Source organism: uncultured Merdimonas sp., assembly GCF_963929015.1.
Taxonomy (GTDB): Bacteria; Bacillota; Clostridia; order Lachnospirales; family Lachnospiraceae; genus Merdimonas.
Map to the genome: position 1 here is coordinate 474,216 of NZ_CAWVHE010000003.1, position 23,788 is coordinate 498,003.

The 23,788-nt window shown below is 47.8% G+C and carries 21 protein-coding genes and 1 pseudogene; 19 read left to right on the forward strand and 3 right to left on the reverse strand.

Features of this window, described 5'->3' with window-relative positions:
- Position 1 precedes the first annotated feature (1 nt).
- From ABGT54_RS03175 to ABGT54_RS03230, 12 genes and pseudogenes are all read left to right on the forward strand, one after another.
- Positions 2 to 385: a hypothetical protein gene (locus tag ABGT54_RS03175; RefSeq protein ID WP_204931586.1), complete on the forward strand. Its 384-nt coding sequence runs from the start codon at positions 2 to 4 to the stop codon at positions 383 to 385.
- A 16-nt stretch (positions 386 to 401) separates the two neighbouring features.
- Complete coding sequence (locus tag ABGT54_RS03180; protein ID WP_346662808.1) at positions 402 to 986, forward strand: phage major tail protein, TP901-1 family; 585 nt, start codon at positions 402 to 404, stop codon at positions 984 to 986.
- A gap of 58 nt (positions 987 to 1,044) precedes the next feature.
- On the forward strand, positions 1,045 to 1,440 hold the full coding sequence (locus ABGT54_RS03185) for a tail assembly chaperone (RefSeq protein ID WP_346662809.1): 396 nt from the start codon (positions 1,045 to 1,047) through the stop codon (positions 1,438 to 1,440).
- 59 nt (positions 1,441 to 1,499) lie between these two features.
- A complete protein-coding gene (locus ABGT54_RS03190; RefSeq protein WP_346662810.1) occupies positions 1,500 to 1,820 on the forward strand; it encodes a hypothetical protein in 321 nt (106 codons plus the stop codon).
- Positions 1,807 to 5,835, forward strand: coding sequence for a tape measure protein (locus ABGT54_RS03195; RefSeq protein WP_346662811.1), 4,029 nt, complete (start codon positions 1,807 to 1,809; stop codon positions 5,833 to 5,835). Before ABGT54_RS03190 ends, ABGT54_RS03195 begins: the two co-directional genes overlap by 14 nt.
- Positions 5,836 to 5,837: 2 nt before the next feature.
- On the forward strand, positions 5,838 to 7,382 hold the full coding sequence (locus ABGT54_RS03200) for a distal tail protein Dit (protein ID WP_346662812.1): 1,545 nt from the start codon (positions 5,838 to 5,840) through the stop codon (positions 7,380 to 7,382).
- Positions 7,383 to 10,910 (forward strand): phage tail spike protein, encoded by a 3,528-nt coding sequence (locus tag ABGT54_RS03205; protein ID WP_346662813.1) that lies wholly within the window; start codon positions 7,383 to 7,385, stop codon positions 10,908 to 10,910. It begins immediately after the preceding gene.
- Between the two features lie 81 nt (positions 10,911 to 10,991).
- The gene (locus ABGT54_RS03210) at positions 10,992 to 11,303 is read left to right on the forward strand and encodes a branched-chain amino acid ABC transporter permease (protein WP_346662814.1); all 312 of its coding nucleotides are present in this window, start codon (positions 10,992 to 10,994) and stop codon (positions 11,301 to 11,303) included.
- Positions 11,304 to 11,306: 3 nt separating this feature from the next.
- Entirely contained in the window at positions 11,307 to 11,633 is a 327-nt protein-coding gene (locus ABGT54_RS03215; RefSeq protein WP_346662815.1) for a ribonuclease, read from the forward strand.
- A gap of 64 nt (positions 11,634 to 11,697) precedes the next feature.
- Complete coding sequence (locus ABGT54_RS03220; RefSeq protein WP_346662816.1) at positions 11,698 to 12,681, forward strand: NlpC/P60 family protein; 984 nt, start codon at positions 11,698 to 11,700, stop codon at positions 12,679 to 12,681.
- 164 nt (positions 12,682 to 12,845) lie between these two features.
- Positions 12,846 to 13,652 (forward strand): annotated as a pseudogene (locus ABGT54_RS03225) (ABC transporter substrate-binding protein); the annotation flags it as partial.
- Positions 13,653 to 13,733: 81 nt separating this feature from the next.
- Positions 13,734 to 15,368, forward strand: a complete 1,635-nt coding sequence (locus ABGT54_RS03230; RefSeq protein ID WP_346662817.1) for a class I adenylate-forming enzyme family protein — start codon at positions 13,734 to 13,736, stop codon at positions 15,366 to 15,368.
- A 59-nt stretch (positions 15,369 to 15,427) separates the two neighbouring features.
- On the opposite strand, the gene ABGT54_RS03235 is transcribed toward ABGT54_RS03230, so the two are convergent.
- Together ABGT54_RS03235 and ABGT54_RS03240 are read right to left on the reverse strand one after the other, a co-directional pair.
- Positions 15,428 to 15,904: a hypothetical protein gene (locus ABGT54_RS03235; protein ID WP_346662818.1), complete on the reverse strand. Its 477-nt coding sequence runs from the start codon at positions 15,902 to 15,904 to the stop codon at positions 15,428 to 15,430.
- 40 nt (positions 15,905 to 15,944) lie between these two features.
- Complete coding sequence (locus tag ABGT54_RS03240) at positions 15,945 to 16,166, reverse strand: hypothetical protein (RefSeq protein ID WP_346662819.1); 222 nt, start codon at positions 16,164 to 16,166, stop codon at positions 15,945 to 15,947.
- A 186-nt stretch (positions 16,167 to 16,352) separates the two neighbouring features.
- Here ABGT54_RS03240 and ABGT54_RS03245 point away from each other — a divergent pair, with 186 nt between their 5' ends.
- Positions 16,353 to 17,078, forward strand: a complete 726-nt coding sequence (locus ABGT54_RS03245; protein WP_346662920.1) for a phosphatase — start codon at positions 16,353 to 16,355, stop codon at positions 17,076 to 17,078.
- A gap of 64 nt (positions 17,079 to 17,142) precedes the next feature.
- Complete coding sequence (locus ABGT54_RS03250; RefSeq protein ID WP_346662820.1) at positions 17,143 to 17,442, forward strand: YerC/YecD family TrpR-related protein; 300 nt, start codon at positions 17,143 to 17,145, stop codon at positions 17,440 to 17,442.
- A 30-nt stretch (positions 17,443 to 17,472) separates the two neighbouring features.
- Here ABGT54_RS03250 and ABGT54_RS03255 read toward each other — a convergent pair whose 3' ends face one another.
- On the reverse strand, positions 17,473 to 18,087 hold the full coding sequence (locus ABGT54_RS03255; protein ID WP_346662821.1) for a DUF1836 domain-containing protein: 615 nt from the start codon (positions 18,085 to 18,087) through the stop codon (positions 17,473 to 17,475).
- 136 nt (positions 18,088 to 18,223) lie between these two features.
- Between ABGT54_RS03255 and ABGT54_RS03260 the strand changes: the two genes are divergently transcribed.
- The 5 genes from ABGT54_RS03260 to rlmD all read left to right on the forward strand — a co-directional run bounded on the left by ABGT54_RS03260 (position 18,224) and on the right by rlmD (position 23,686).
- Complete coding sequence (locus ABGT54_RS03260) at positions 18,224 to 18,637, forward strand: DUF3783 domain-containing protein (RefSeq protein WP_346662822.1); 414 nt, start codon at positions 18,224 to 18,226, stop codon at positions 18,635 to 18,637.
- Positions 18,634 to 20,868 (forward strand): DNA helicase PcrA, encoded by a 2,235-nt coding sequence (gene pcrA / locus ABGT54_RS03265; protein WP_346662823.1) that lies wholly within the window; start codon positions 18,634 to 18,636, stop codon positions 20,866 to 20,868. The genes ABGT54_RS03260 and pcrA overlap by 4 nt, the downstream gene beginning before the upstream one ends.
- A 94-nt stretch (positions 20,869 to 20,962) precedes the next feature.
- The gene (locus tag ABGT54_RS03270; RefSeq protein WP_346662824.1) at positions 20,963 to 21,205 is read left to right on the forward strand and encodes a DUF4366 domain-containing protein; all 243 of its coding nucleotides are present in this window, start codon (positions 20,963 to 20,965) and stop codon (positions 21,203 to 21,205) included.
- A gap of 120 nt (positions 21,206 to 21,325) precedes the next feature.
- Complete coding sequence (locus ABGT54_RS03275; protein ID WP_204932019.1) at positions 21,326 to 22,276, forward strand: NYN domain-containing protein; 951 nt, start codon at positions 21,326 to 21,328, stop codon at positions 22,274 to 22,276.
- Between the two features lie 33 nt (positions 22,277 to 22,309).
- Entirely contained in the window at positions 22,310 to 23,686 is a 1,377-nt protein-coding gene (gene rlmD, locus ABGT54_RS03280) for a 23S rRNA (uracil(1939)-C(5))-methyltransferase RlmD (RefSeq protein WP_346662825.1), read from the forward strand.
- Positions 23,687 to 23,788: the final 102 nt, after the last annotated feature.

The window sequence follows — 23,788 nt, forward strand, 5'->3', positions numbered from 1 at the left end:
CGTGGATCCACAGCAGGAATTATTCACAGAGCTGCTTCTGCAGCTGAAAAAGACGGAATATGACGTGTATGACACCTTCCTCCCGCCGGAGGACACGCCGTATCCGTTTATCTACCTTGCAGATAGCCAGCAGTCCGATCGGCAGACAAAAGGCGCTGTGATCGGCAGTGTGTACCAGACGATCCATGTCTGGCACAACAACCCCAGGCAGCGGGGGACGGTGTCAAAGATGCTGCTTGATATCAAAAAGATCTGTTATGGTCTGGAACATACGGCAGGATATGGCTGGATGATCGCAAACGTGAATCAGCGGATCCTGCCGGACAACACAACAAAGACTCCACTTCTGCACGGGCTGCTGGAAGTGGAGTTTAAATTTTCATAAAAATGGAGGTATAAAAATGATTTTAGCAAAAGAAATCAAAGAAAAGCTGGCGAAGCATTATGCAGCACCGGAATTTGTTGAATATGCATTGCAGACATTTGCAGAGGCAGTACAGGGAAAGAAACTTGTGTATCTGTACAGGATCGCATCTAAAGCCGCAACGGTAGATGGAGCCACTCTGGCATTCACAACGGAAAACGGACGGACAAAGAGTAAGGATGCAGATTCTACGGCTACAAAGGATGGTCCGATCCGGACTCCCGGCGCTGCAGAGTCCGAGGTTACCGTGACTTCTATTCTTGCAAAAGGCGATGAGATGATCGATGATCTGGAAGATGCAATGGATGACGATGAACTGATGGAAATCTGGGAGGCCAATCTGGATGAACCGGCCGAAGCAGGCGACAACAAGTTCAAGGGAAGATATTTCCAGGGGTATCTGACAGAATTTGAGAAGACATCTTCTGCAGAGGATTATGTAGAGTGCAGCCTGACGTTTGGAATCAATGGATCCGGCGCGGCCGGTGATGTCACAGTGACTACGGAGCAGCAGGAAGTTGCGGCATATGTATTTAAGGACACACAGAAAACAGGAGCATAAGAGAGCGGCGTAGATCCGCTCTCTTTCTGATTATAGAAAAACCGGAAAGGAGTTTGACATGATTATTCGAGTTAATGAAACAGACTATAAAGTGAGTTTTGGCGTTGGCTTCATCAGGGAGCTGGATAAAAAGTATTACACGGAGGCAAAGACCGGGGTGCGTTTTGGCATGGGACTTGAGGTTAAGATGCCAATGCTGCTGAACAATGACATTATTACTTTATCGGAATTCCTTTATGAAGGAACAATCGCAGAAGAGAAGAGACCGACCCAGAAAGAGATCGATGCATATATCGACAGTGTTGAAGATATTGAGCATCTGTTTGAAGAGGTGGTGGATGAGCTAAAAAAGCACAACGCCACAAAGCTAGCTGTGAAGAGGATTCAGGAGGAACTGAAAGCGCAGAAGGAAGCAGAAGCAGAGATGAAAAAGCAGATGACGAAAAAAGGATAAAGTCGTCGGAAGAGCAGTATGACGATATTGTCTTGGACAGTATGCGATATCTTCATATGATGGATTTTGCGGAAATAAACAGGATGACCCTTTATGAGTTTGAAATGCGGATGAAGGCTTCTGATCTGCGAAGGGTGGATCGGGAACACGAAATCCATCTGCAGGCTTGGGCAAATTGGAATGTTCAGGCCATGAAGAAGTCTGGAAAGAGGAAGCGTGTACCTGTATTCAAGACATTTAAGCAGTTTTTTGATTATAAGAAAGCAGAGTTGGAAATTCTGAACCCGCAGAAGCGGAAATCTGGATCATCCAGGAGTCAGAAAATTATCCAGGGAATAGAGAAACAGAAAGAGAGGAGAAACGGGCGTGGAAAGCTATAGCGTAAAAGCAATACTTAGTGCTGTTGATCGTGGATATACAAGCAAAATGAAAAGCGCCGCTTCTCTTCTGGAAGAAATTGAAAACCAGAATAAGCGGACGTCCAGCAGCATGATGGACATAGCAAAAGGGGCGGGAGTTTTCCGGGTAGTGGAAGCGGCTATTAGTAAGTTGGAAGCTTCCGCCGGAGACGCGGTGGATCGGTTTGATACTATGACACGTTTCCCTAAAGTGATGGAGCAGATGGGATTTAGTGCTGATGTATCTAATCGGTCAATCAAAAAGCTTTCAGATGGAATTAAGGGCCTGCCGACCTCCTTGGATGGGATTGTGTCATCCACACAGAGGATTGCCGTTTTGACTGGAGATCTTGAGAAAGCGACAGATACTTCTCTTGCTTTGAATAACGCATTTCTTGCATCCGGATCTGCATCGGCCGATGCAGAAAGAGGACTTGTCCAGTACACACAGATGTTGTCAAAAGGCACCGTCGATATGGAAGGATGGCGTTCTCTTCAGGAAACAATGGGATATGCACTTAGTGAGACGGCGAAGCAGCTTGGAATTGCGAGTGGAAACAGTAATGAACTTTACAGCGCGATTCAGAGCGGGCAGATTACCTTTGATCAGTTTAATGATGCATTGATTGAGTGTTCTACAAGGACGGGTGGATTTGCCGAGAATGCAAAAGCGGCCAGCGCTGGCATCCAGACATCTTTTACGAATCTTGGGATTTCCATCACAAGAGGTATGGCAAATACCATTCAGTCTGTGGATGAGGCTGTTCAGAAGATAGATGGTGATACCATCGCTGATAAGCTTGATTCTGCAAGCGGTACGATAGACCGATTCTTTGAAGGTGTGTCAAAGGGCGCCGGAATTGCCGTGCAGGCGCTGGATTTGTTAGGACCGTCCATTATTACGGTGGTCGCAGGTTTCGCAGCACTGAAAGCGGCTATGGCAGTGCAAAATGTATGGGAAGAGTATCACCGGCAGGCGAAAGCGGCAACGATCGTAATTGAAGCTTTTAATAATGCGGAAAAACTGGCGGCAGATGCGACAAAATTGCGGACAGCTGCTACGACAGCAGCGGCGCAGGCAGATAAAATGTCAGAAATGTATGCCAAGGCGTCTGCTAAGGCCCTTGAGTCCCAGGCTATTGCCCAGCAATCTGCTCTTGCTGCTACAAAAGCAAGAAAGACTGCAGAGGCGGCGGCAGCCGCAGAAACGAAGGTACGGACCGCAGAGGAAAAGCTATCGGCGGCCACTTTGAAATTGAAAGCGGCAGAGGAAAAGGCTGCGGCATCGGCAACCAAATCGAAGGCTGTGCAGGAAAAGGTCGCGGCTGCTGTGACAAGAGCCAGGGCTGACGTGGATAAAAAGGCGGCTGCAGTAGCACGAGCAAAGGCAAAGATGGACGAGTTTGGTGCATCATCAGCAGAGTTGAGCGCGAAAGCAGAGACGATGGAGGCAGCAGCCACTAAGGCAGGCATCAGAGCGGACGAGGATTCTATTAAGGCATCTATGGCGAAGACGATGGCCGATGCAAAAGAGGCACAGGTGTCAAAACTAAATGCGGCAGCGGAAACGGCAAAGACGACAGCTGAGGAAGCCGGGAATATTGTTACAGCCAAGAGCAGTCTTTTGGTGATTGCGAAAACAGCGGTGTTAGGAGCGTTGTCAGGTCAGATGGGGATTGCAGAAGCGGCACAGTGGGGATTAAATGCTGCCATGACCGCCAATCCGATCGGGTCTCTGATTGTATTGGCTACAGCGCTGGTGGCTGTAACAGCAGGGGTATCCAAGGCACTTAGCAAGCTTGATAAGGAAACAGAGAAGGTTTATGATCGCCAAGAAAAAGCCGTGCAGTCTTCAAAGGACTTGATAGAGTCACTGGATTCCACGGAAAAGGCATATGAAGATAATGTTCAAGATGTTCGTGCTACTGCGGAAGCAAATAAGGAACTGGCTGATAATATCGCAAAGTTGTCTGAAAAGGAAAATAAGAGCGCACAAGACAAGGCAGAACTGAAAGCTTACGTTGATAGTTTAAATTCTTCAATGGAAGGGTTGAACCTTCAGTACAATTCCGAGACAGATGCGCTGAATATGACTACCGATGCTTTGAAGAATAAGGTAGAAGCATATGAAGCGCAGGTAAAAGCCCAGGCAGCCCAGGAGCGATATGTAGAGGTTATGAAGGAGCAGCTCAAGGTAGAGGAAGAACAGGCGGCTCTTTCGGAAAAAAGGAACCAGTTTGAAAAAGAATGGCAGGAGCTGAACAGTAACGGACCTAAGGCTATGGCTGAATATCGGGACGCGCTTGCCGAAATGGACGCTCAGTCTGAAGAATTAAATACCAGGAAGAAGGAGCTTGCTTCCTCTGAAGAATATCTGAAAGGTGTTATGACGGAAAGTCAGGCGGCACAGACAGAAGCGATAACTTCCGGAACGCAGTCGCAGATTATATCTTTGCAGGATTTGAGCGAGACGCAACAGGCTGTTGTTCAGAGTATGAATGAAACCTGGCAGTCCTATGCGGATCAGGCAACAAATATGTTTGACACATTGTCTGATGATTCAGAACTATCAGTGGCTGAAATGACACAGAACCTTCTGGAGAATCAGCGCGTAATCAGTGAGTGGGCAACGAACATTGATACCTTGGCGAAGAGAGGAATAAACGAAGGCCTTTTGGAACAGTTGCGACAGGCTGGACCAGAGTCAGCCGGATATGTCAATGCAATGGTGCAGGCGTCCGACGCAGAACTTCAGGCATTGTCAGAGGCATTTGCAAACGGTGGTGAAACGGCAACGAATGCGCTGAAGACTGTGTTTGATACATCTACAGTACCAGAGTCTGCAATGAATCTGATCACTAAGACACAGCAGACCTTGAATGAACAGATTACGGCAGCTGATTTTAGTAGTCTTGGACAAAACGTAGGCCAGGGATTGTCAGAAGGTATTTCAAGCAGTTCAGAAACCGCAGCTACCGCCGCAGGGGCGATGGCTACCGGTGTGAACGAAGCTGCGGCTAATACGCTAGGTGTCCATTCCCCATCAACTGTTTTCATGGGATATGGTCAGGATTTGATTAATGGTCTTGTAATAGGCATGCAGGGACAGTCAGGTGCGCTGAATGCAACAATGACTATGCTAATGACTTCGGCCGGTCAGGCAGCTGCTAATGCGTTGAACAGTCAGTTGAATCAGATGTCTAATGTGACAGGTGCTTCATTTACAAAGATACCTGCGGCGGCACAATCCAGTATGCAGATGACAGCGGCTGTTGTAGGGTCTGGAATGTCTGGGGTAACGCAGAAAATCACGGCCGGAATGAAGCTGTCTGAGACAGCTACAAAATCTGGAATGAAAGCAATGAACGCTGCGGTAAAGGCGGACATGCAGACGATTAAATCTTCCGCAGAATCCGGAATGAATGCTTTTGAAAATTCTATTAACAGAGGCATGAATCAGTCCAAGAACAGTGTGGTTCGAGGTGGGAACAGTATGGTATCTGCAGTGAGAAACATTCGATCTGGTTTCTATAGCAGTGGATATTATGCATCAGCAGGTCTGGCGCAGGGAATCAATGCGGGGTCTGGTGCGGCGATAGCGGCAGCAAACCGTCTGGCCAGCCAGGTGGCAGCGACAATGAACCGCGCTTTAAAAGTTGGTTCTCCGTCAAGGGTAACAAGAGAGATTGGCGGTTTCACGACAGAAGGCTTTGTGCTTGGAATATTGGATGATGTTCGGGCGGTTAAGCGTGCAGCTGTTCAGGTGGCGGAAGCAGCGCTGCCATCCGGAAGTATTGCGGATCGGTTCGCTTATGCAGGGGCATATGTTCCAGACAGCCGATTTGAGTATACAGAAACGATGGATGCAACTTATACCATCATCGTGCCTGTAATCCTGGAAGGCCGGGAAGTAGCCCGGGTGACAGCGCCGTATACGGAAGCGGAGCTGAACAAGAAGCAGAAGGTTAAGAATATGATCAAGGGCATAAAGGGGTAGAAATGTATAACTTTGTTGATGTGGATGAGGGGGCTGCAGGAAGCAGCCTCCCGTCTGAAGCCATGAAGATTAATGGCAAGTATATTGAAAACGAAATAGAGGGATACCGGACGCTGTATGTCCTTGGCCGGGAACTGACAGAGGAAGAAATCACCGAACTTCAGATCGGGATGATAGACGGGGCTGAATACCGGGGGCGCCGGACGGTGTCCAGGACAATTACGGTAGGATATCAGCTCCTTTCCGATACCCCGGAGCAGTTCCGGGCACGGTTCAATCAGCTGAATGCAATCCTTAGACAGGAAGAGGCAGAGATCATTTTTGCAGATGAGCCGGACAAATATTTTATCGGAACGAAGAGCAATGCCGGAGATGTGCCGGAAGGCCGCCTGAACGTGACAGGTGAGTTTTCCATTTACTGTTGCGATCCCCGGAAGTATTCAACTGTGGAGAAGACCTTCCCTGCATCGGTCAATGACGAGGGGATCCTGGAGGCCACGATCGAGAATGACGGAACCGAGGCTGTACCGATCAGCTATGAGATAGTACACAACAATCATGATAATGGGTATGTTGGCATTGTATCAGAGCACGGAGCAATACAGATCGGCAAGATTGACGAAGTAGACGGGGAGACTTATAAGCAAAATGAGGTCCTGGCAACATTTGAGGATCTGCTCGATCAGCAGGATGATCACGGGACAAACTATATGAACCCTGCTCACAACATGGCTGGCACGCTTGGAACATCCGTAGAAGAAGGGGAGACCTATCTTGTACTGACGTCCGAAGGATCTGCACCGCAAGCAGGGAAATGGAACGGCGGTATGCGTACTCTGACCCTGCCGGCGGATTCAGAGGGACATGTCGGCGCCAAAAATTTTTACAGTTATTTCCGGCACTGGTTCGAGTCCGACAAGGAAGGGCAGACTGGTGTCCAGGGCATCGTTTTCCTTGATGCGGACAACAGCGTGATCTGCGGCTATAAGATCTACAAGACGGATGTGGTGGGGAATACCGCATTTGTGGAGTTTCTTGTGAACGGTAATGTCGTCCGCAAGGAACATTTTACATCAATCTATTATGATACGCTGAACCCGTACGATAAGGAGCGTGGCCATAACTGTGTTCGCAAAGAGGGCGATAAGATTACAATGTATTACGGCGGGATTTATCAGGTTGTAACTGCGCCGGAGCTGGCAGATGTGGAGTGTAAAAAAGTGCAAATGTCAATCTCGCAATATGATGCGAGGGGGTTGTCAGATAAATATGTGAAAAGGAACTGTTTTCGCGCATTTACATTTGAAAAGGTCAATGTGGAGAAATGGCGGGACGTTCCGAACCGATATGTTGCCGGTGATGTGATATTTGTTGACGGGGCGGCTACAAAGATCTACCGGAACGGTATGAATATTACCGGTGATGAGATCACAGGAAGCACCTACTTCCACGCACCGCCGGGAAATACAAAGGTGCAGTTTTTTGTGTCGGATTTCTGTGACCCTAAACCAACGATCACAGCAAGGATAAGGGAGGCGTATTTGTAAATGGAAAATGTAAGGATCGCAATTCTGGATCACGCAGATCAGGTGTTGACTTATATGGATAATACCGCGCCGGAAGCTTTGCATTATTACGATGATGAGCTGCATGAGTACCTGCAGGGCAGTGCGTATACATTTGACTTTGCAACAAGTGCAAAGCATGATGACGGGCAGTATATTGTTGAGGGAAATAAGTTGGCGTTCAAGTGGGCCGGAAAAGACTACTATTTGAATCTCGTACATGTGGAGAAGGATGAACAGGAGATCCGGGCAGAGTGTTACGGGCTCCTGTTTGAGCTGCTGAACGAGGAAAAGGAAGCGTACAAAGCATCAAAAGCAATGACATTTGCGGAATACTGGTCAGCATTTGATCCGGAAGGCAGCACGGTTCTTGTACTGAATGAAGTATCTGATAAAACTATCACGCATGAATGGACTGGCACGCAGACACTTCTTGCCAGGCTGTATTCTCTTGCGACAGTGTTTTCGGCGGAAATCGAGTTTGTGACGGAGCTTGCAGACAACTACTCCTTGAAGAGGGTTGTGGCGAATGTGTACCGGGAGCACTCGGACAATTATCAGGGAATCGGGCGGGAGCGGACAGACATTACGCTGCGGTATGGGAAAGAGATCAGCGGGATCACGAAGACATCTGACATCACAGATCTGTATACCGCCATCCGGCCAACCGGAAAAGACGGACTGCAGATCACGAGCCTGGTTAAAACGGAATATGATGAAAATGGCAATATCGAATTCAACAGCCCTTCAGGAGACAACTGCATCCGGGCGGTGCAGGCAAGAAACCGCTTCCCGTCAAATCTGACGAAAAAAGAGGACGGGTATATCCTGCGGGTATGGTCCTATGATACTGACAACGCAGAGATGCTGTACGGGCAGGCGCTTGCGGAGCTGAAAAAGATCTGCGAGCCGCAGGTCAGCTATGATGTAGACGGGTATTTTGATACGGCGATCGGAGACACGGTGAATATCGTGGATGAAGAATATACGCCTGTTCTGTATCTGAATGCCAGGGTGTCGGAGCAGATCCGCAGCTTTACGGATCCAGCAAGGAACAAGACCACATTTAGCAACTTCCGGGAGCTTCAGAGCGAGATTGACCCCAGTCTGCTTTCAAGGGTGCAGGCACTTGTTGATGCAAATAAGGCTTATACCTGCTCCATTCTTACGAACAATGGCATTGTCTTTAAGAACGGGGAGGGGCAGACAACCTTGACGGCATCTGTGATGGATGCAGGGACAGACCTGACCGATTCCATGACGATTTCATGGAAAAAGGATGGCGTCCTGCAGGAAATGAGCAAATCCATCACTGTCAACGCATCGGATATCAGCGGCAAGGCAGTGTACCGGTTTGAAGCCCATGACGCCGGAGGTATCTTGCGGGGAGTCTATGAAGTAACAGTGAGTAACGTGTCCGACGGAAAAGACGGAGAGAAGGGCGAAAAAGGAGACAAAGGTGAGAAAGGTGATCCGGGAGAGCGTGGCCTCCAGGGCCTGCAGGGAGAGAAAGGCGACCAGGGGATCCCTGGAAAAGATGGGACAGATGGGAAAACCAGCTACACCCACATTGCCTACGCCAACAGTGCGGATGGGCAGACGGACTTCTCTGTATCTGACAGTGACCGGGAATATGTTGGAATGTATGTGGACTTCACCGAAACGGACAGCAAGGATCCGGGTGATTACGCCTGGAGCAAGATCAAAGGAGCAGACGGAAGCCAGGGCACGCCTGGGAAACCGGGAGCAGATGGTAGGACTCCTTATCTTCATATTGCTTATGCAAACAGTGCAGACGGTTCGAGCGGCTTCTCTGTAACAGATAGCGCCAATAAGCTGTATATTGGACAGTATACGGATTACACAGCTGCGGACAGCACAGACCCGACGAAGTATGCCTGGTCTAAGATCAAAGGTGATCCGGGACAGGATGGAGCCGATGGACAGGATGGTAAAGATGGGACAGAAATTCAATCCATTACAGCCGAGTATTATTTATCAACTTCGAAAGATAAACCTACTGGCGGTAGTTGGTCTTCTGTTCCCCCGGAATGGGAGAATGGTAAATACATTTGGACTAGAAACAAAATAGTATATCGAAATCCAGATAGAGTTGAATATACGACTCCGGTATGCGATTCTTCTTGGGAAGCGGTGAACGATATTGAAATCGGGGGAAGGAATATTCTGCTGTATACGGATGATCCGATAAATCGGTTTGATACATATGGGGGATCGACCCTTAGCCAAGAATATGATTCCGTTTCGGGGTGGAACACGGAGAAGGTGGTTCGATTATATGGAACTGGCGGAACTAGTTCTATTTGTGTTCTTTATAACAGAAGACTATACGTCATGTCGATTGAGGGGCGGAGATATGTAACCAGCGTGTTTATTAAGAACAACCACCCAACAAATGTCATTCGAGTTACCGCAAACATTAAGACGCAGTTATCGGACACCGTTGTTGTATCGCCAGGGGAGACGAAGCGTGCTGTAATTTTCTCAAAATCTTTAGGAACTTCTGGTGTTCAAATTAATTTTACCACCGACGTGGCTGGTAAAGACTTCGATTTTTCAGTTTGGCACATGCAAATAGAAGAGGGGAATGTGGTTACAGATTGGTCCCCTTCTCCAGAAGAGACAACGTCAATGTATTACGCAACCAGCTCGTCTCCTGAAACATCGGCATCGAAAGCGGCCTCGACGTCAAGGAGATCTTTGATCTTGAAGACAGGCGTTACGGTGGCAGTAAAGTTTAATTACCCAAACACCGCTTCGAATCCCACATTGAATGTAGACAATACCGGTGCGAAAGCTATTTACACCCAGGGCGTTAGATATGCTTACTGGGCGGCAGGAGCGACGGTGATATTTACATACGATGGCTCGTACTGGCGGGTATGCTCGGAACCGGTGTATGCCAGCACGGCCACGATCGGGAATCCGGGCGGAAAGAATATCTATATGGACGGAAATGCAGTGTTAATTAGAAATGGAAACACAGTACTCGCCAAATTTACTTCGGAAAATTTAACAATTCTGGACAATGCCGCGCGGATCGGGGATGATGGAATATATATCAAATCAGATCCGGTTACGAGTTTGGTCGAACAGACAGCCCATTTCGATGGTTGTTCGATGGTTACGATTCCCGAAGGTTCCGGTGGAAACTATCATAATGTTTTCAACATTATAGACGACAGGATTAATTTTGTTAATCCGCTAAAAAACGGGAAGCCTTTGCTGGCTTTTTCTGATTATGAGACAGCACTTTCTAACGAAAGTGTTCTTATTGCGTCAAATGGGAGGGCGGATCTCAAAATCAATTTTGATCAGAGCCACGATTCTGCTCCGGATGTCGTCTTAGCAACTCCGTATACCAGCACTGGTGGTGGCGTTCATATAGCTGTGAAAAACTTCACTAAAACAGGGTTCACGGCAAATATGAAAAACGACGGTTCTACTAATGCATATTTCAAAGTGTGTTACATGGCCATATGGCTTTAAGTAGGAGGGACATATGGGGATTAGGGACAGACCGTGAACCGGTCTTATTTTTGTTGCATAAAATATAGGAGGTACAGTCTGATGTATATAAGCATTGAGACGATTATTACAGCAGGCAGTCTGATCGCGGCACTGGGAGTGATTGGTGGTATGCTGATTGCTGCCTATCGTTTTTTCAGAAAGCCGGATGAGCTGGAGCGCAGGATCGAAAAGATCCGAAAGACTCATGAAGAAGATATCCGGAAGATCAACGAAGAACAGTGTCTGATCACATATGGCCTTCTGGCCTGCCTGAAAGGTCTAAAAGAGCAGGGCTGCAATGGCCCGGTAACTGATGGTATCAATAAGATAGAAAAGCACCTGAACAAACAGGCGCATGATATGGAGGAATAGACTATGAATGTAGAAGTGTTAATGGAATATGTTACTTATGCGCTGATCGCGATCGGCGTGCTGGCCTTCCTGGTCAGCATTATCACCCAGGTGATCAAGGAGATGCCGGGGCTGAAGAACATTCAGACCAACGCCGTGGCACTGGTGATCGCGTTGATCCTGTGTCCGCTGGCGGTTGTCATCCTGTGTATATATCTACAGATGACGATTATGTGGTATTACATTGTCGGATCCGTGATCGCGGCATTTATCGTTTACCTTGTCGCTACCGGCGGCTGGGAGAAGGTCGCGGAGATGTGGGGCCGGACAAAGTATAATAAGTCGAAATAAATCTGGGCGCGGATCAGCGCCCTATTTTACTGTTGTGACATCGCAACAGGAAGGAGGTATATATATGGGAAAGATAGATATGTACTGTAGCTGGATGGTTGAACTGGTAAATAATCCGCTGCACGGATACGATCAACAGTATCGATGGGGCGAAAAAGGTGACTACGACTGCTCAAGTGCTGTCATCAGCGCGTTAGAGTATGCCGGGATCCCGGCAAAGACCAAGGGCGCCACATACACTGGGAATATGTACTTTGTGCTGATGGGACTAGGGTTTGCGGATGTTACAAAAGCAATAAATATTCGAACAGGATCCGGTCTGAAGAAGGGTGATATCCTTCTGAACCACATCCATCATGTTGCTGTGTATATCGGCGATGGAAAGATTGCCCAGGCGTCTATCAATGAGAAGGGTAAGGCAACCGGGGGACAGCCGGGAGATCAGACGGGTTATGAGACAAATATAAGATCCTATTATAATTATCCCTGGAACTGTGTGCTACGGTACAATGAGGTTGTAAATAGACTGGGAACTCCTGTGTTCATCAAACAATCGGAACAGCTTGATATCGGGTTCAATTTTACTATGCCCGGCAATAAGGGGAGATTTAAGTGGCTGCTGTATGATGTGGAAAAGGGTACCTGGGAGACGCTAGTTGACTGGACGTCCAGCAACTGGGTCTCGCTCAAGAAAGACAAGAGCGGCGCCGGATACCTGGTGCAGTGCCAGCTGTATGATCTTGATCAGAAAAATGCACATTTGATCGACACCAAGACCATCGGCACGGATGCCGGGACGGGAACCGTGATCAATGGCACTTATGCAAATACCCAAGCGGACGGCAGCATCCTGATTGGCTGCTCATCCAATAATGCAGATGTGAGCTTGAAAATGAAGGTCTACAATTGCACGACCAAGAAATGGTTCATCCAGTTCGATGGCCAGTGGGCGAGCTTTGTTCCCGATCCGGGCACGAACTACATAATCCAGTTCGAGGCGCACGCCTCCGACGGCACTCTGCTGGACTATAAAGCGGTCGGAGTATAGTGAGATCCCCGGGGCCGTCAAAAGCTCCGGGGATATTAAAAATACTGTATCATCTTTTGCGAAACAAAACGAAACGAACGAATGTACGTTGTGCAAAATGCCAGAAACAAAAAAGATTCTCGACGGCGTAAATACGCGGTTTTTTCACCGTGTCTCGGCCTAAAGTATTAACCCCGTTTGGTGCTGACAAAACAATGACGGCTGTGATCTCCGGCGAAGCCGATATTGGTTTTATGGGTTCGGAAGCCTCCATCTATACTTACAATGAGGGCGCTACAGATTATGTAGTAAACTTTGCCCAGCTGACCCAGCGCGCCGGGAACTTCCTGGTGGCAAGAGAAGAAATGCCGGACTTTACCTGGGAAGACCTGAAAGGAACTCGGGTGCTGGGAGGCAGAAAAGGCGGCATGCCTCAGATGGTATTTGAATATATTCTCCGAAAAAACGGGTTGGATCCGGCGGCGGATCTTACGATCGATCAGAATATTGATTTCGGTTCTACGGCAGCTGCTTTCGCAGAAGGAAAAGGGGACTTTACCGTAGAGTTTGAGCCTGGAGCAACCAGTCTGGAAGCAGAAGGCAAAGGGTATGTAGTGGCTTCCCTTGGTACGGACAGCGGATACGTTCCTTACACTGCTTTTTCTGCAAAGCAAAGCTATATGGAGAAAAATCCGGAGATCATCCAGGGATTTACGGATGCCTTGCAGAAGGGTATGGATTATGTGCAGGGTCATACGCCGGAGGAGATCGCGCAGGTGATTGAACCGCAGTTTGAGGAAACGGATCTGGAAACCATTACCACGATCGTAGCCCGGTACTATGATCAGGATACCTGGAAGGCGGATCTGATCTTTGAAGAAGACAGCTTTGAACTTCTACAGGATATTCTGGAAGAAGCAGGTGAACTAAAGGAGCGGGCTCCTTATCAGGATCTTGTGACTACGGAATTTGCCAAAAAAGCAGTAAAATAAGGTTGACATCCCCTTTCAAAAAAGGTATAGTTACTTTAGCGATTAAAAGCGCTAAAGTGATATGCCAGAAAGGGGATTTTTATGCCTATTACAGATATTTTGGAAAAAAACTGCCGGCTGTACGGAGATGATGTGGCGCTGGTAGAGATTAATCCGGAGATGCCGGAAACCCGCAGAGTGACCTGGAAGGAATACGAACTGATCGAACCTGTGCGGGCATCCTATTATAGAAGAGAGATCACCTGGAATGTATTTAATGAAAAGGCAAACCGTTTTGCGAACCTTCTGCTGGAGCGGGGAGTTCACAAAGGTGACAAGGTGGCAGTTCTGTTGATGAATTGTCTGGAATGGCTGCCGATTTATTTTGGGATCCTGAAGACAGGGGCGCTGGCTGTTCCTCTGAATTTCCGGTATTCCGCAGAGGAGATCAAGTACTGTGTGGAACTGGCAGAGGTAGACGTGCTGGTGTTTGGTCCGGAGTTTATCGGCCGTATCGAAGAGATCGCAGATGATATCAGCCGGCACAGGCTGTTGTTTTTTGTGGGAGACGGATGCCCCGGATTTGCAGAAGATTACACCATGCATTCCGCGAACTGTTCCAGCCAGTCCCCAAAGATTGATGTGACAGATGAGGATGATGCGGCGATTTATTTTTCATCAGGAACCACAGGATTTCCCAAGGCCATTCTGCATACGCATCAGGCGCTGATGCACGCGGCGAAAGCGGAGCAGAATCACCACGGTCAGACAAAGGACGATGTGTTCTTATGTATTCCGCCGCTGTATCATACCGGGGCAAAGATGCACTGGCTGGGAAGCTTATTAACAGGCGGCAAGGCAGTGCTTTTAAAAGGAACGAATCCGGAGTTTATCCTGCGGGCGGTTTCCGAAGAAAAGTGTACCATCGTCTGGCTTCTGGTACCCTGGGCTCAGGATCTTTTACTGGCGTTGGACAGCGGAAAGATTGACTTGTCCATGTACCAGCTGGATCAGTGGCGGTTGATGCATATCGGCGCCCAGCCGGTGCCGCCAAGCCTGATCAGGCACTGGCTGGAATATTTTCCGGATCATCAGTATGACACCAACTATGGACTCAGCGAATCTCTGGGTCCTGGATGCGTCCATCTGGGAATTGGGAATATAGAGAAAGTAGGAGCCATCGGCAAGGCCGGATACGGCTGGAAGACCCGGATCATTGACGAGAATGGCAATGACGTAAAACCGGGAGAAACTGGAGAACTGGCGGTCAGCGGCCCGGGTGTCATGGTCTGCTATTACAACGATCCGAAGGCTACAGCGGATGTGCTTCACGGAGAATGGCTGTATACCGGAGACATGGCAGAAGAAGACGAAGATGGATTCATTTTCCTGGTAGACCGTAAAAAAGATGTGATCATCAGTGGTGGAGAAAACATCTATCCCGTACAGGTGGAAGATTTCCTGCGGACCAACGAAGCGGTTCACGATGTGGCAGTGATCGGGCTGCCGGATCACCGACTGGGAGAAATCGCAGCGGCGATCATAGAATTAAAACCAGGAGTTTCCTGCAGCGAAGAAGACATTAATGAATTCTGCAGGAAATTGCCAAGATATAAGAGGCCCAGAAAAATATTTTTTGCCGATGTGCCGAGAAATCCCACCGGGAAGATTGAGAAACCCAGGCTACGTGAGCGGTATGGAGCGTTGCATCTGGTGGAAGTGCAGAATAGAAGTTAGTGAAAAAAATAACAGGGGACGTAGTCCTTTTGCAAAGGACTACGTCCCCTGTTATTATCTTAACAAATCACAACAATCTTTCGTGGCGTAGTCTGCGGCGGAATGCTGCGTGTAGTTTCACTATAGTAGACGATCAGGGTATGCCCGCCGGGGGAGCACTGGAAGGCCTGCCCGTTAGCGGTTACCACGCTGGTGGAGGTGTCAATGTTCAGCTGCAGTGATCCGTCGGACGAAGTGAGGGCTTCGTCAAAATAACCGGCGTATACTTTTTCACCGGGGTTGCGTCGGCCGATAAAGACGGCGCGATATTGGGGCGGATATATGAGAGGAACAGCCTGTTCGCTGTCGTAGAGAGCAGTTACGTTCATTCCCGGGCGCAGGCGCACATTATTTTGCACATAGGTTTCCGGTCCGACGATGAAATTGTTGATTCCTTCCGTGGTGCGGATGCTGACCTGTTGTTCGCAGCAGTCGTCTCCAAAAGGCGTAATACTTACAACGATCCCGTTTACCGGGATAAGATTCATAGCTGGCATGATCAAAACTCCGTTTTTGATTAGTATATGCCGGCCAAACTTATTTGTGATTCTTTTGCGTGGGTTTTGTGACTGCCGCGGGTTTAAGCTGCGAGGCGTCTCCTCCTGGCGGCAGAAAATCATACAGATCTTCATAAGCCTCCAGCTCTTCGGAAGAAGCCGGAGCTGCCGGAATAAGTCCGGTCAGATCCTGGACGGATGCAGCGCTGGATAAATAGTCAAATTCGTCTGTTTTCTTCTGATCTTCATTTTTTTTACGCATGAGAAATATCCTCCTTGCTTCGGGTTGCAATTTGATATACCTGTAGAATATGCAGAAAACGGAAATATATACAGGCCGCGGCGTTGCTCTTTTTTCATGGTGTGTGGTATGATAGCATTTGCAGTGATAGAATTCAGGAGAGAAGAGATCCAGGAGAGAAAGAAGACAGGAAAGAAGGAAGAGTCTATGAAGATTGAGATTGATACCCATTGTCACACACTGGCCAGCGGCCATGCTTATAATACAATGCGGGAGATGGCGCAGGCAGCGGCTGAAAAAGGATTGAAAGGGCTTGCGCTCACCGAGCATGCGCCGGAGATGCCGGGAAGCTGTAAACTATACTATTTTCAGAATCTGCGCGTGGTTCCAAGAACGATGTGCGGAATCCGGCTTTTGCTGGGAACAGAGTTAAATATTATGGACAGAACAGGCAGAGTCGACCTGCCGGAATCTGCGCTGAAAGGATTGGATATTGCCATTGCCAGTATGCATACGCCCTGTTTTAAAGATGAAAAAACCAGAGAAAATGTGACGGAAGGCTACCTGTCTGCCATGCAAAATCCTTATGTGGATATTATCGGACATCCGGACGACGGACGGTTTCCGGCAGATTACGATCTCCTTGCAAAAGAAGCCAGACGCACAGGAACGCTTCTGGAAGTCAACAATACCTCCCTTCGTCCGGGCGGGTTTCGGGAAAACACCTGGGAAAATGGGATGCGGATGCTGGAAGCCTGTAAAAAGGAGGGGACAATGATCGTGTTTGGAAGTGACGCACATGTTGACGTGGACATTGCGGAATACACATTTGCTGAAAAGCTTTGCAGGGAAACCGGATTTCCAGAAGAGCTGATCGCGAATACATCATTTGAAAAATTGACGGCTTTCTTAAAACACAGGAAAAAGGTATAGACTTCAAGAATTTACTGTGTTAAAATGTAACAGTAATGAATACTGTTACAAAGGAGAGTATGCTATGAGTAAGAAGATCAGGACGGAAGCAGTCGACTATTTGTTTTCTGCGATACTGAGCCTGGAGAATAAAGAAGAATGTTATACTTTTTTTGAAGATATCTGTACGATTAACGAACTTCTATCTCTTTCGCAGAGGTTTGAAGTGGCTAAGATGTTAAGAGAGCATAAGACGTATCTGGAAATTGCAGAAAAAACAGGAGCTTCCACTGCTACCATCAGCCGGGTAAACCGCTCCTTAAATTATGGGAACGACGGGTATGACATGGTGTTTGAGAGAATTGACCCGCCCAGTGGCTCATAAAATGAAAAGAAAGAAGAAATAAGCCGCAGCTTATTTCTTCTTTTTCGTATTCTTATCTGCCGATGGCAGCTCATCAATCATTTTTTCAATGATCAGCTTTTTCACATAGACGTCAAAACTCAAATTGCAGATAAAGGAAAAAATCTGCAGATAATTTTTTTCTTCTTCCGGAAGATCAGGAAAGCGCTCTGCGGCCAGATGGTATTCTTTTGCCACATCTTTTTGCAGGCTTTCGATCCGGGCTTTTTCCATCTGACAGATTTCTTCATAGATGGCGGTCATGTCCAGAGAGGGTTCCTCATCAAAAGCTTTTTCTGTGATGGGAGCAAGCAGTGTCTCAATATCCTTGATGGAAAGAATATTTTTAAAGTAGTAGATGAAGATCATCACCAGCACATGCTCTTTGGAATATTTCTTCTTCACCGGAGGGGGGAGGAGATTATTTTTGGCATAATTATTGATCATGGTCTTGGTCAGGATCTTATCGTCTTCATGTCGCTTGGTCCGTTTCAGCTGTTCTTCCATAAAAGTTGTCACCTGATCCATGTACAGATCGATGTTGGGAATCTCTCCCGGCCTGATATAGTCAATTCTTGAAATGCTGGACAGGATGCTGTTCAGCAGATCTTTTGTATCAATTGTCATAAAATCACCTCAATACAATCATTATATAGTTTCCGAAACTATATGACAAGAAATATTTCTTTAATTTTTTCGCGCTTGCACTTCCACCTGAAAACTCATATAATGAGAACATACGGTTGGGAAGGGGGCTTTTGTCATGAAGTCAGCAGTACTCTGTTATCATCTGAAGGGAACGGAAAAAGGGAAGAAGATTGGGATGATCTTTGGATTTCTTGGCTTTAAAGTCCGGCATGTGGAAGAGGAGGAGTATGGACTTCCCATTGGTGTGCTTGCCGGGATCCGGGCAAAAGAAGATCTGCAAGATACAGATACCGGATGTGAATACAAAGGAGAAGGATTCAAAGAGGAGATGATGGTGATCAGCGCCGCTACAGAAGAAATGCTGGACAAGGCCCTGTTTTTGATGAAAAAGGAGAAGGTTCGGGTGGATCTGAAAGCGGTGGTAACTCCGATCAATCAGGAGTGGGATTCCATCTCTCTTTATGAGGAGATCAGGAAGGAACATTTATATATGAAACAGAAGGAAGCGGAAAGGAAGCAGGAAGATTGAGCATTTACGATACATTGAATGAACAACAGAAAGAAGCGGTATATCATACAGAAGGACCGCTTCTGATCCTGGCGGGGGCAGGATCTGGAAAGACCAGAGTGCTGACCCACAGGATCGCTTATCTGATCGAAGAAAAAGGAGTAAATCCCTGGAATATCCTGGCAATCACCTTTACCAATAAAGCGGCCGGTGAGATGCGCGAAAGAGTGGACCGCCTGGTGGGCTTTGGCTCGGAAAGCATCTGGGTCAGCACGTTTCACTCTATGTGTGTACGGATCCTTAGAAGACATATTGAACTTCTGGGATATGACAATAGTTTTACGATCTATGACACAGACGATCAGAAAACTCTGATGAAAGACATCTGTAAATTGCTGCAGATTGATACAAAGATTTACAGGGAGAGGTCTCTTCTGGCAGCAATCTCTCAGGCAAAAAATGAGCTGATCACACCGGAAGAATACCGGATCCAGGCGCAGGGAGACTACAGCCGCCAGAGGATCGCTTCAGTATACGAAGAGTATGAAAAACAGCTTCGGGCCAATAATGCCCTGGATTTTGATGATCTGTTGCTGAAGGCGGTGCAGCTTTTCCAGACGCAGAAAGACGTGCTGGAGTACTATCAGGAACGGTTCCGCTATATTATGGTGGACGAATATCAGGATACCAACACCGTGCAGTTTGAACTGGTCCGTCTGCTGGCCGGCAAATACCGCAATCTCTGTGTGGTAGGGGACGACGATCAGTCAATCTATAAGTTCAGAGGGGCAAATATCCGTAATATTCTGGATTTTGAGCAGGTATTTCCAGATGCAAAGGTCATCAAACTGGAGCAGAATTACCGGTCCACGGAAAATATCCTGAATGCGGCGAATGCGGTGATCCGCCATAATCACGGGCGGAAGGAGAAAACGCTCTGGACAGATAACGGGGAAGGAAAGAAGATCAATGTCCGTCAGTTTGACACGGCTTTTGACGAGGCGGAATATATCGTGGACGACATCCGTAAGCGGGTGGAAAAAGGAGAATCGGCGTATCACGACCACGCCATTTTGTACCGGACCAACGCCCAGTCCCGTTTGTTTGAGGAGAAGTTTGTAACCGCCAATATCCCGTATAAGATCGTGGGCGGCGTGAACTTCTATGCAAGGCGGGAGATCAAGGATCTGTTGGCTTACTTAAAGACCATTGATAACGGCCGCGACGACCTGGCGGTGCGCCGGATCATCAATGTGCCCAAAAGAGGGATCGGTCTTACCAGCATCAACCGGGTACAGGAATATGCGGCAGGCAGGGAGATCGGATTTTATGAAGCCCTGCGGGCGGTGGATCTGATCCCGGGGATTGGAAGAGGAGCTTCCAGACTGGAATCATTTGTGGCATTGATCGAACATTTTAAGACCGATGCAGAGGAGATGACCATCTCCGAACTGATGCAGGAGATCATCGAGGAAACTGGATACATAGAAAGCCTGCAGCAGGAAGGGGAGGAAGAAGCCCAGAGCCGGATAGAAAATATTGACGAGTTATTAAGTAAGATCTCTGCTTATGAAGAGGTTTGTGACGAGCAGGATGAACCGGCTACATTAAGCGGTTTTCTGGAAGAAGTGGCGCTGGTGGCAGACATTGACAGTCTGGATGAATCCAGCGATTATGTGGTGCTGATGACCCTTCACAGCGCCAAAGGACTGGAATTTCCTCATGTATATCTGGCCGGGATGGAGGATGGGATTTTCCCCAGTTATCTGACGATCACTTCGGACGACCCGGAAGAAGTAGAAGAAGAGCGGAGACTCTGCTATGTAGGGATCACAAGGGCAGAAGAGGAACTGACCCTGACCTGCGCGAGACGCCGGATGATCCGGGGGGAGACCCAGTATAACAAAATGTCCCGGTTTTTAAAGGAGATCCCTATGAATCTGGTGTCTACAGGCGCGGTTTTTGAAAAAGAAAAGGAAGAACCGGTGAAAACGTCAGCATACCAGCAGGCCAGACAGGCCTTTCGGACAAAAGCATTTGCAACCGCGGCACCGGCCAGGGAGTTTGGATCGCCAAAAGGAGAAGGACCGGGATACCAGGTGGGCGACCGGGTCCGGCACGTCAAATTCGGTTCCGGAACGGTGACAGCCATGGTAAAAGGCGGCCGGGATTACGAGGTGACCGTAGATTTTGACGGCCCGGGTACAAAGAAAATGTTCGCTGCTTTTGCAAAATTGCAGAAAATTGAGTAAATTGGCATAAAGTTATAGTAATCTGAAAATGTTAGTGATATAATGTCTTTAATTAATGAACTTGCTGTGACAGCATAAGAAAGGATGTGGGAGCATGAGTAAGGTAGAGGATATCATTGCTGCAACAAAGTTGAACGAACTGATCAATAAGAAGGAGGACAACAGCCAGTGCAAGACCGTACTCTGGGTACTTGCCATTGTGGGAGCTGTAGCGGCAGTTGCAGCCATCGCTTACGCGGTATACTGCTTCTTTACACCGGATTATCTGGAAGATTTTGAGGAAGATTTTGACGATGATTTTGACGATGACTTCTTCAATGATGATGATCAGGTATAGAAGAGGTTACAGTTTCAGAATGTAATAGAAAAAGCAGGTTGGAAGCCCCATCTGTGAAAGAAAGGGCGTCCTGCCTGCTTTTATCTTGAAAACATTTCTTATTATTTTCGGAGGACAATTATGGAAGAACAATGTTACGCACTGCTGATCGATGCGGAAAACGTATCGGCAAAGTATATTAAGCCTGTTCTGACAGAGCTTTCTAAATACGGTGTGATCACATATAAGAGGATATACGGGGACTGGACAAGCACCCAGCTTTCCGGATGGAAGGAGCAGCTTTTAAGCAATTCCATCACTCCGATCCAGCAGTTTAGTTATACCCAGGGGAAAAATGCCACGGATTCAGCTATGATCATTGATGCGATGGATATTTTATATACGAACGATGTGGATGGTTTCTGTATCGTATCCAGCGACAGCGATTTTACCCGTCTGGTCAGTCGTCTTCGGGAGAGCGGAAAGACTGTGATCGGCATGGGAGAAAATAAAACGCCGGAGCCCTTCCGCAAAGCCTGCGATAAATTTACGATCCTGGAAAATCTGATGGACGAGCAGGAGCCGGGCGCAGGCAAAGCCAGAGTGCAGCATGAGCGCCTCAGTATTGGAAAGATCGAAGATGCGGTGATCGATATGATCATTGAAAATCAGGACAGCAATAAAGGCACGGGTCTTGGAGAGGTGGGAAGCCGTCTGGTCAGCCTGTATCCGGATTTTGACGTGCGAAGCTACGGCTACAACATGCTGTCCAAATTCCTGGAGCAGTTCCCCAGGATCCAGCTGGTGAAGCATGGACACATTGTGACCGTGACGCTGAAAGAGGATCAGAGACGCAAAGCCGATATAGACAATTATGTGGTAAGCCTGGTGAAAAAAGCCGGGAAGAACGGTATCGAGCTGAGCACGCTTGGAAATAAGGTCTATGAAAAATACAAAGATTTTAAGATCAGCGATTATGGCTACGCTCAGTTTAATCAATATGTGAAGAGTCTGGATCATGTGAAAGTAGAGCAAGACGGAACGATCCTGAATGCAAAATACCACAGGCTTTCCGGAGACAGGCGGCAGTAAAAGGCAGTAAGAAAAAAGAAACGGAGAGTATGAATGAAAAAAGGACAGATCTATGAAGGCCGGATCCAGGAAGTGGAATTTCCGAACAAAGGAAAGATCCTTCTTCCGGAGGAGGAAAAAACGGTTGTTGTAAAGAACGGGGCGCCGGGGCAGCTGGTACGGTTTTCGGTAAATAAGATCCGTAAAGGAAAGGCAGAAGGACGGATCCTGGAGGTTCTGGAGCCTGCGGCGAACGAGATCACACCGCCCTGTCCGCATTTCGGGCAATGCGGCGGATGCACTTATCAGAATCTTCCGTATGAGGAACAGCTGAAATTAAAAGAGACTCAGATCAGAAACATGATGGATGGAGCCGTAGACGGGGAATACATCTGGGAAGGGATCCATCCAAGCCCCCGGCAGGAGGCCTACCGCAATAAGATGGAGTTTTCCTTTGGAGATGAGTACAAAGACGGGCCGCTGGCTCTCGGGATGCATAAAAGAGGCAGCTTCCACGATATTGTTAATGTGCCGGAATGCCGGATCGTGGATGAGGATTTCCGAAAAATCCTCATCAGGACACTGGACTATGCAAAAAGCACCGGTCTTCCTTATTATCACCGGATGCGTCATACCGGATTTTTCCGGCATCTTTTGGTAAGAAAAGCGGTAAAGACCGGAGAGATCCTGATCGATCTGGTGACTACGACGGAAGAAGGAGACCGTGAGTTTGACGGTCACGGATTTGCGGAAGCGCTTCTGGAACTGGAACTGGAGGGAACCATTGCAGGCATTCTCCATACAAGAAACGACAGTGTGGCGGATGTGGTGAAAGATGAAGGAACAGACATTCTTTACGGACAGAATTATTTTTATGAGGAGCTTCTGGGACTGCGGTTTAAGATTACGCCGTTTTCCTTTTTCCAGACCAATTCTCTGGGGGCGGAAGTCCTGTATGAGACAGCCAGAAGCTACATCGGTGACACAAAGGATAAGGTGATCTTCGACCTGTACAGCGGTACCGGCACCATCGCCCAGATCCTGGCTCCGGTGGCCGCAAAAGTCGTGGGCGTGGAAATTGTGGAAGAAGCTGTGGAAGCGGCAAAAGAGAATGCGGCATTAAACGGTCTTAATAACTGCGCTTTCTGGGCAGGGGATGTACTGAAGGTGATCGATGAACTGGGAGAAGTGCCGGATCTGATCGTGCTGGATCCCCCAAGAGATGGCGTGAATCCCAAAGCGCTTGAGAAGATCATCCGGTTCGGGGTACAGAAGATGGTATATATTGCATGCAAGCCCACCAGTCTTGCAAGAGATCTGGAACTTCTGCAGGGAAGAGGATACCAGGTGGAACGGATGGCGTGCGTCGATTTATTCCCCGGCACATATCATGTTGAGTGCGTATGTTTGATGTCTAAGAAAGAGAAATAAATAGCGAAAAGTACTGTATTTACGGGCTTTTTTGAGATTAGGCAATAGCTCATGAAAGTCCGTATTTCTTATATTGAAACATATCTACTGTGAAAACGGTCA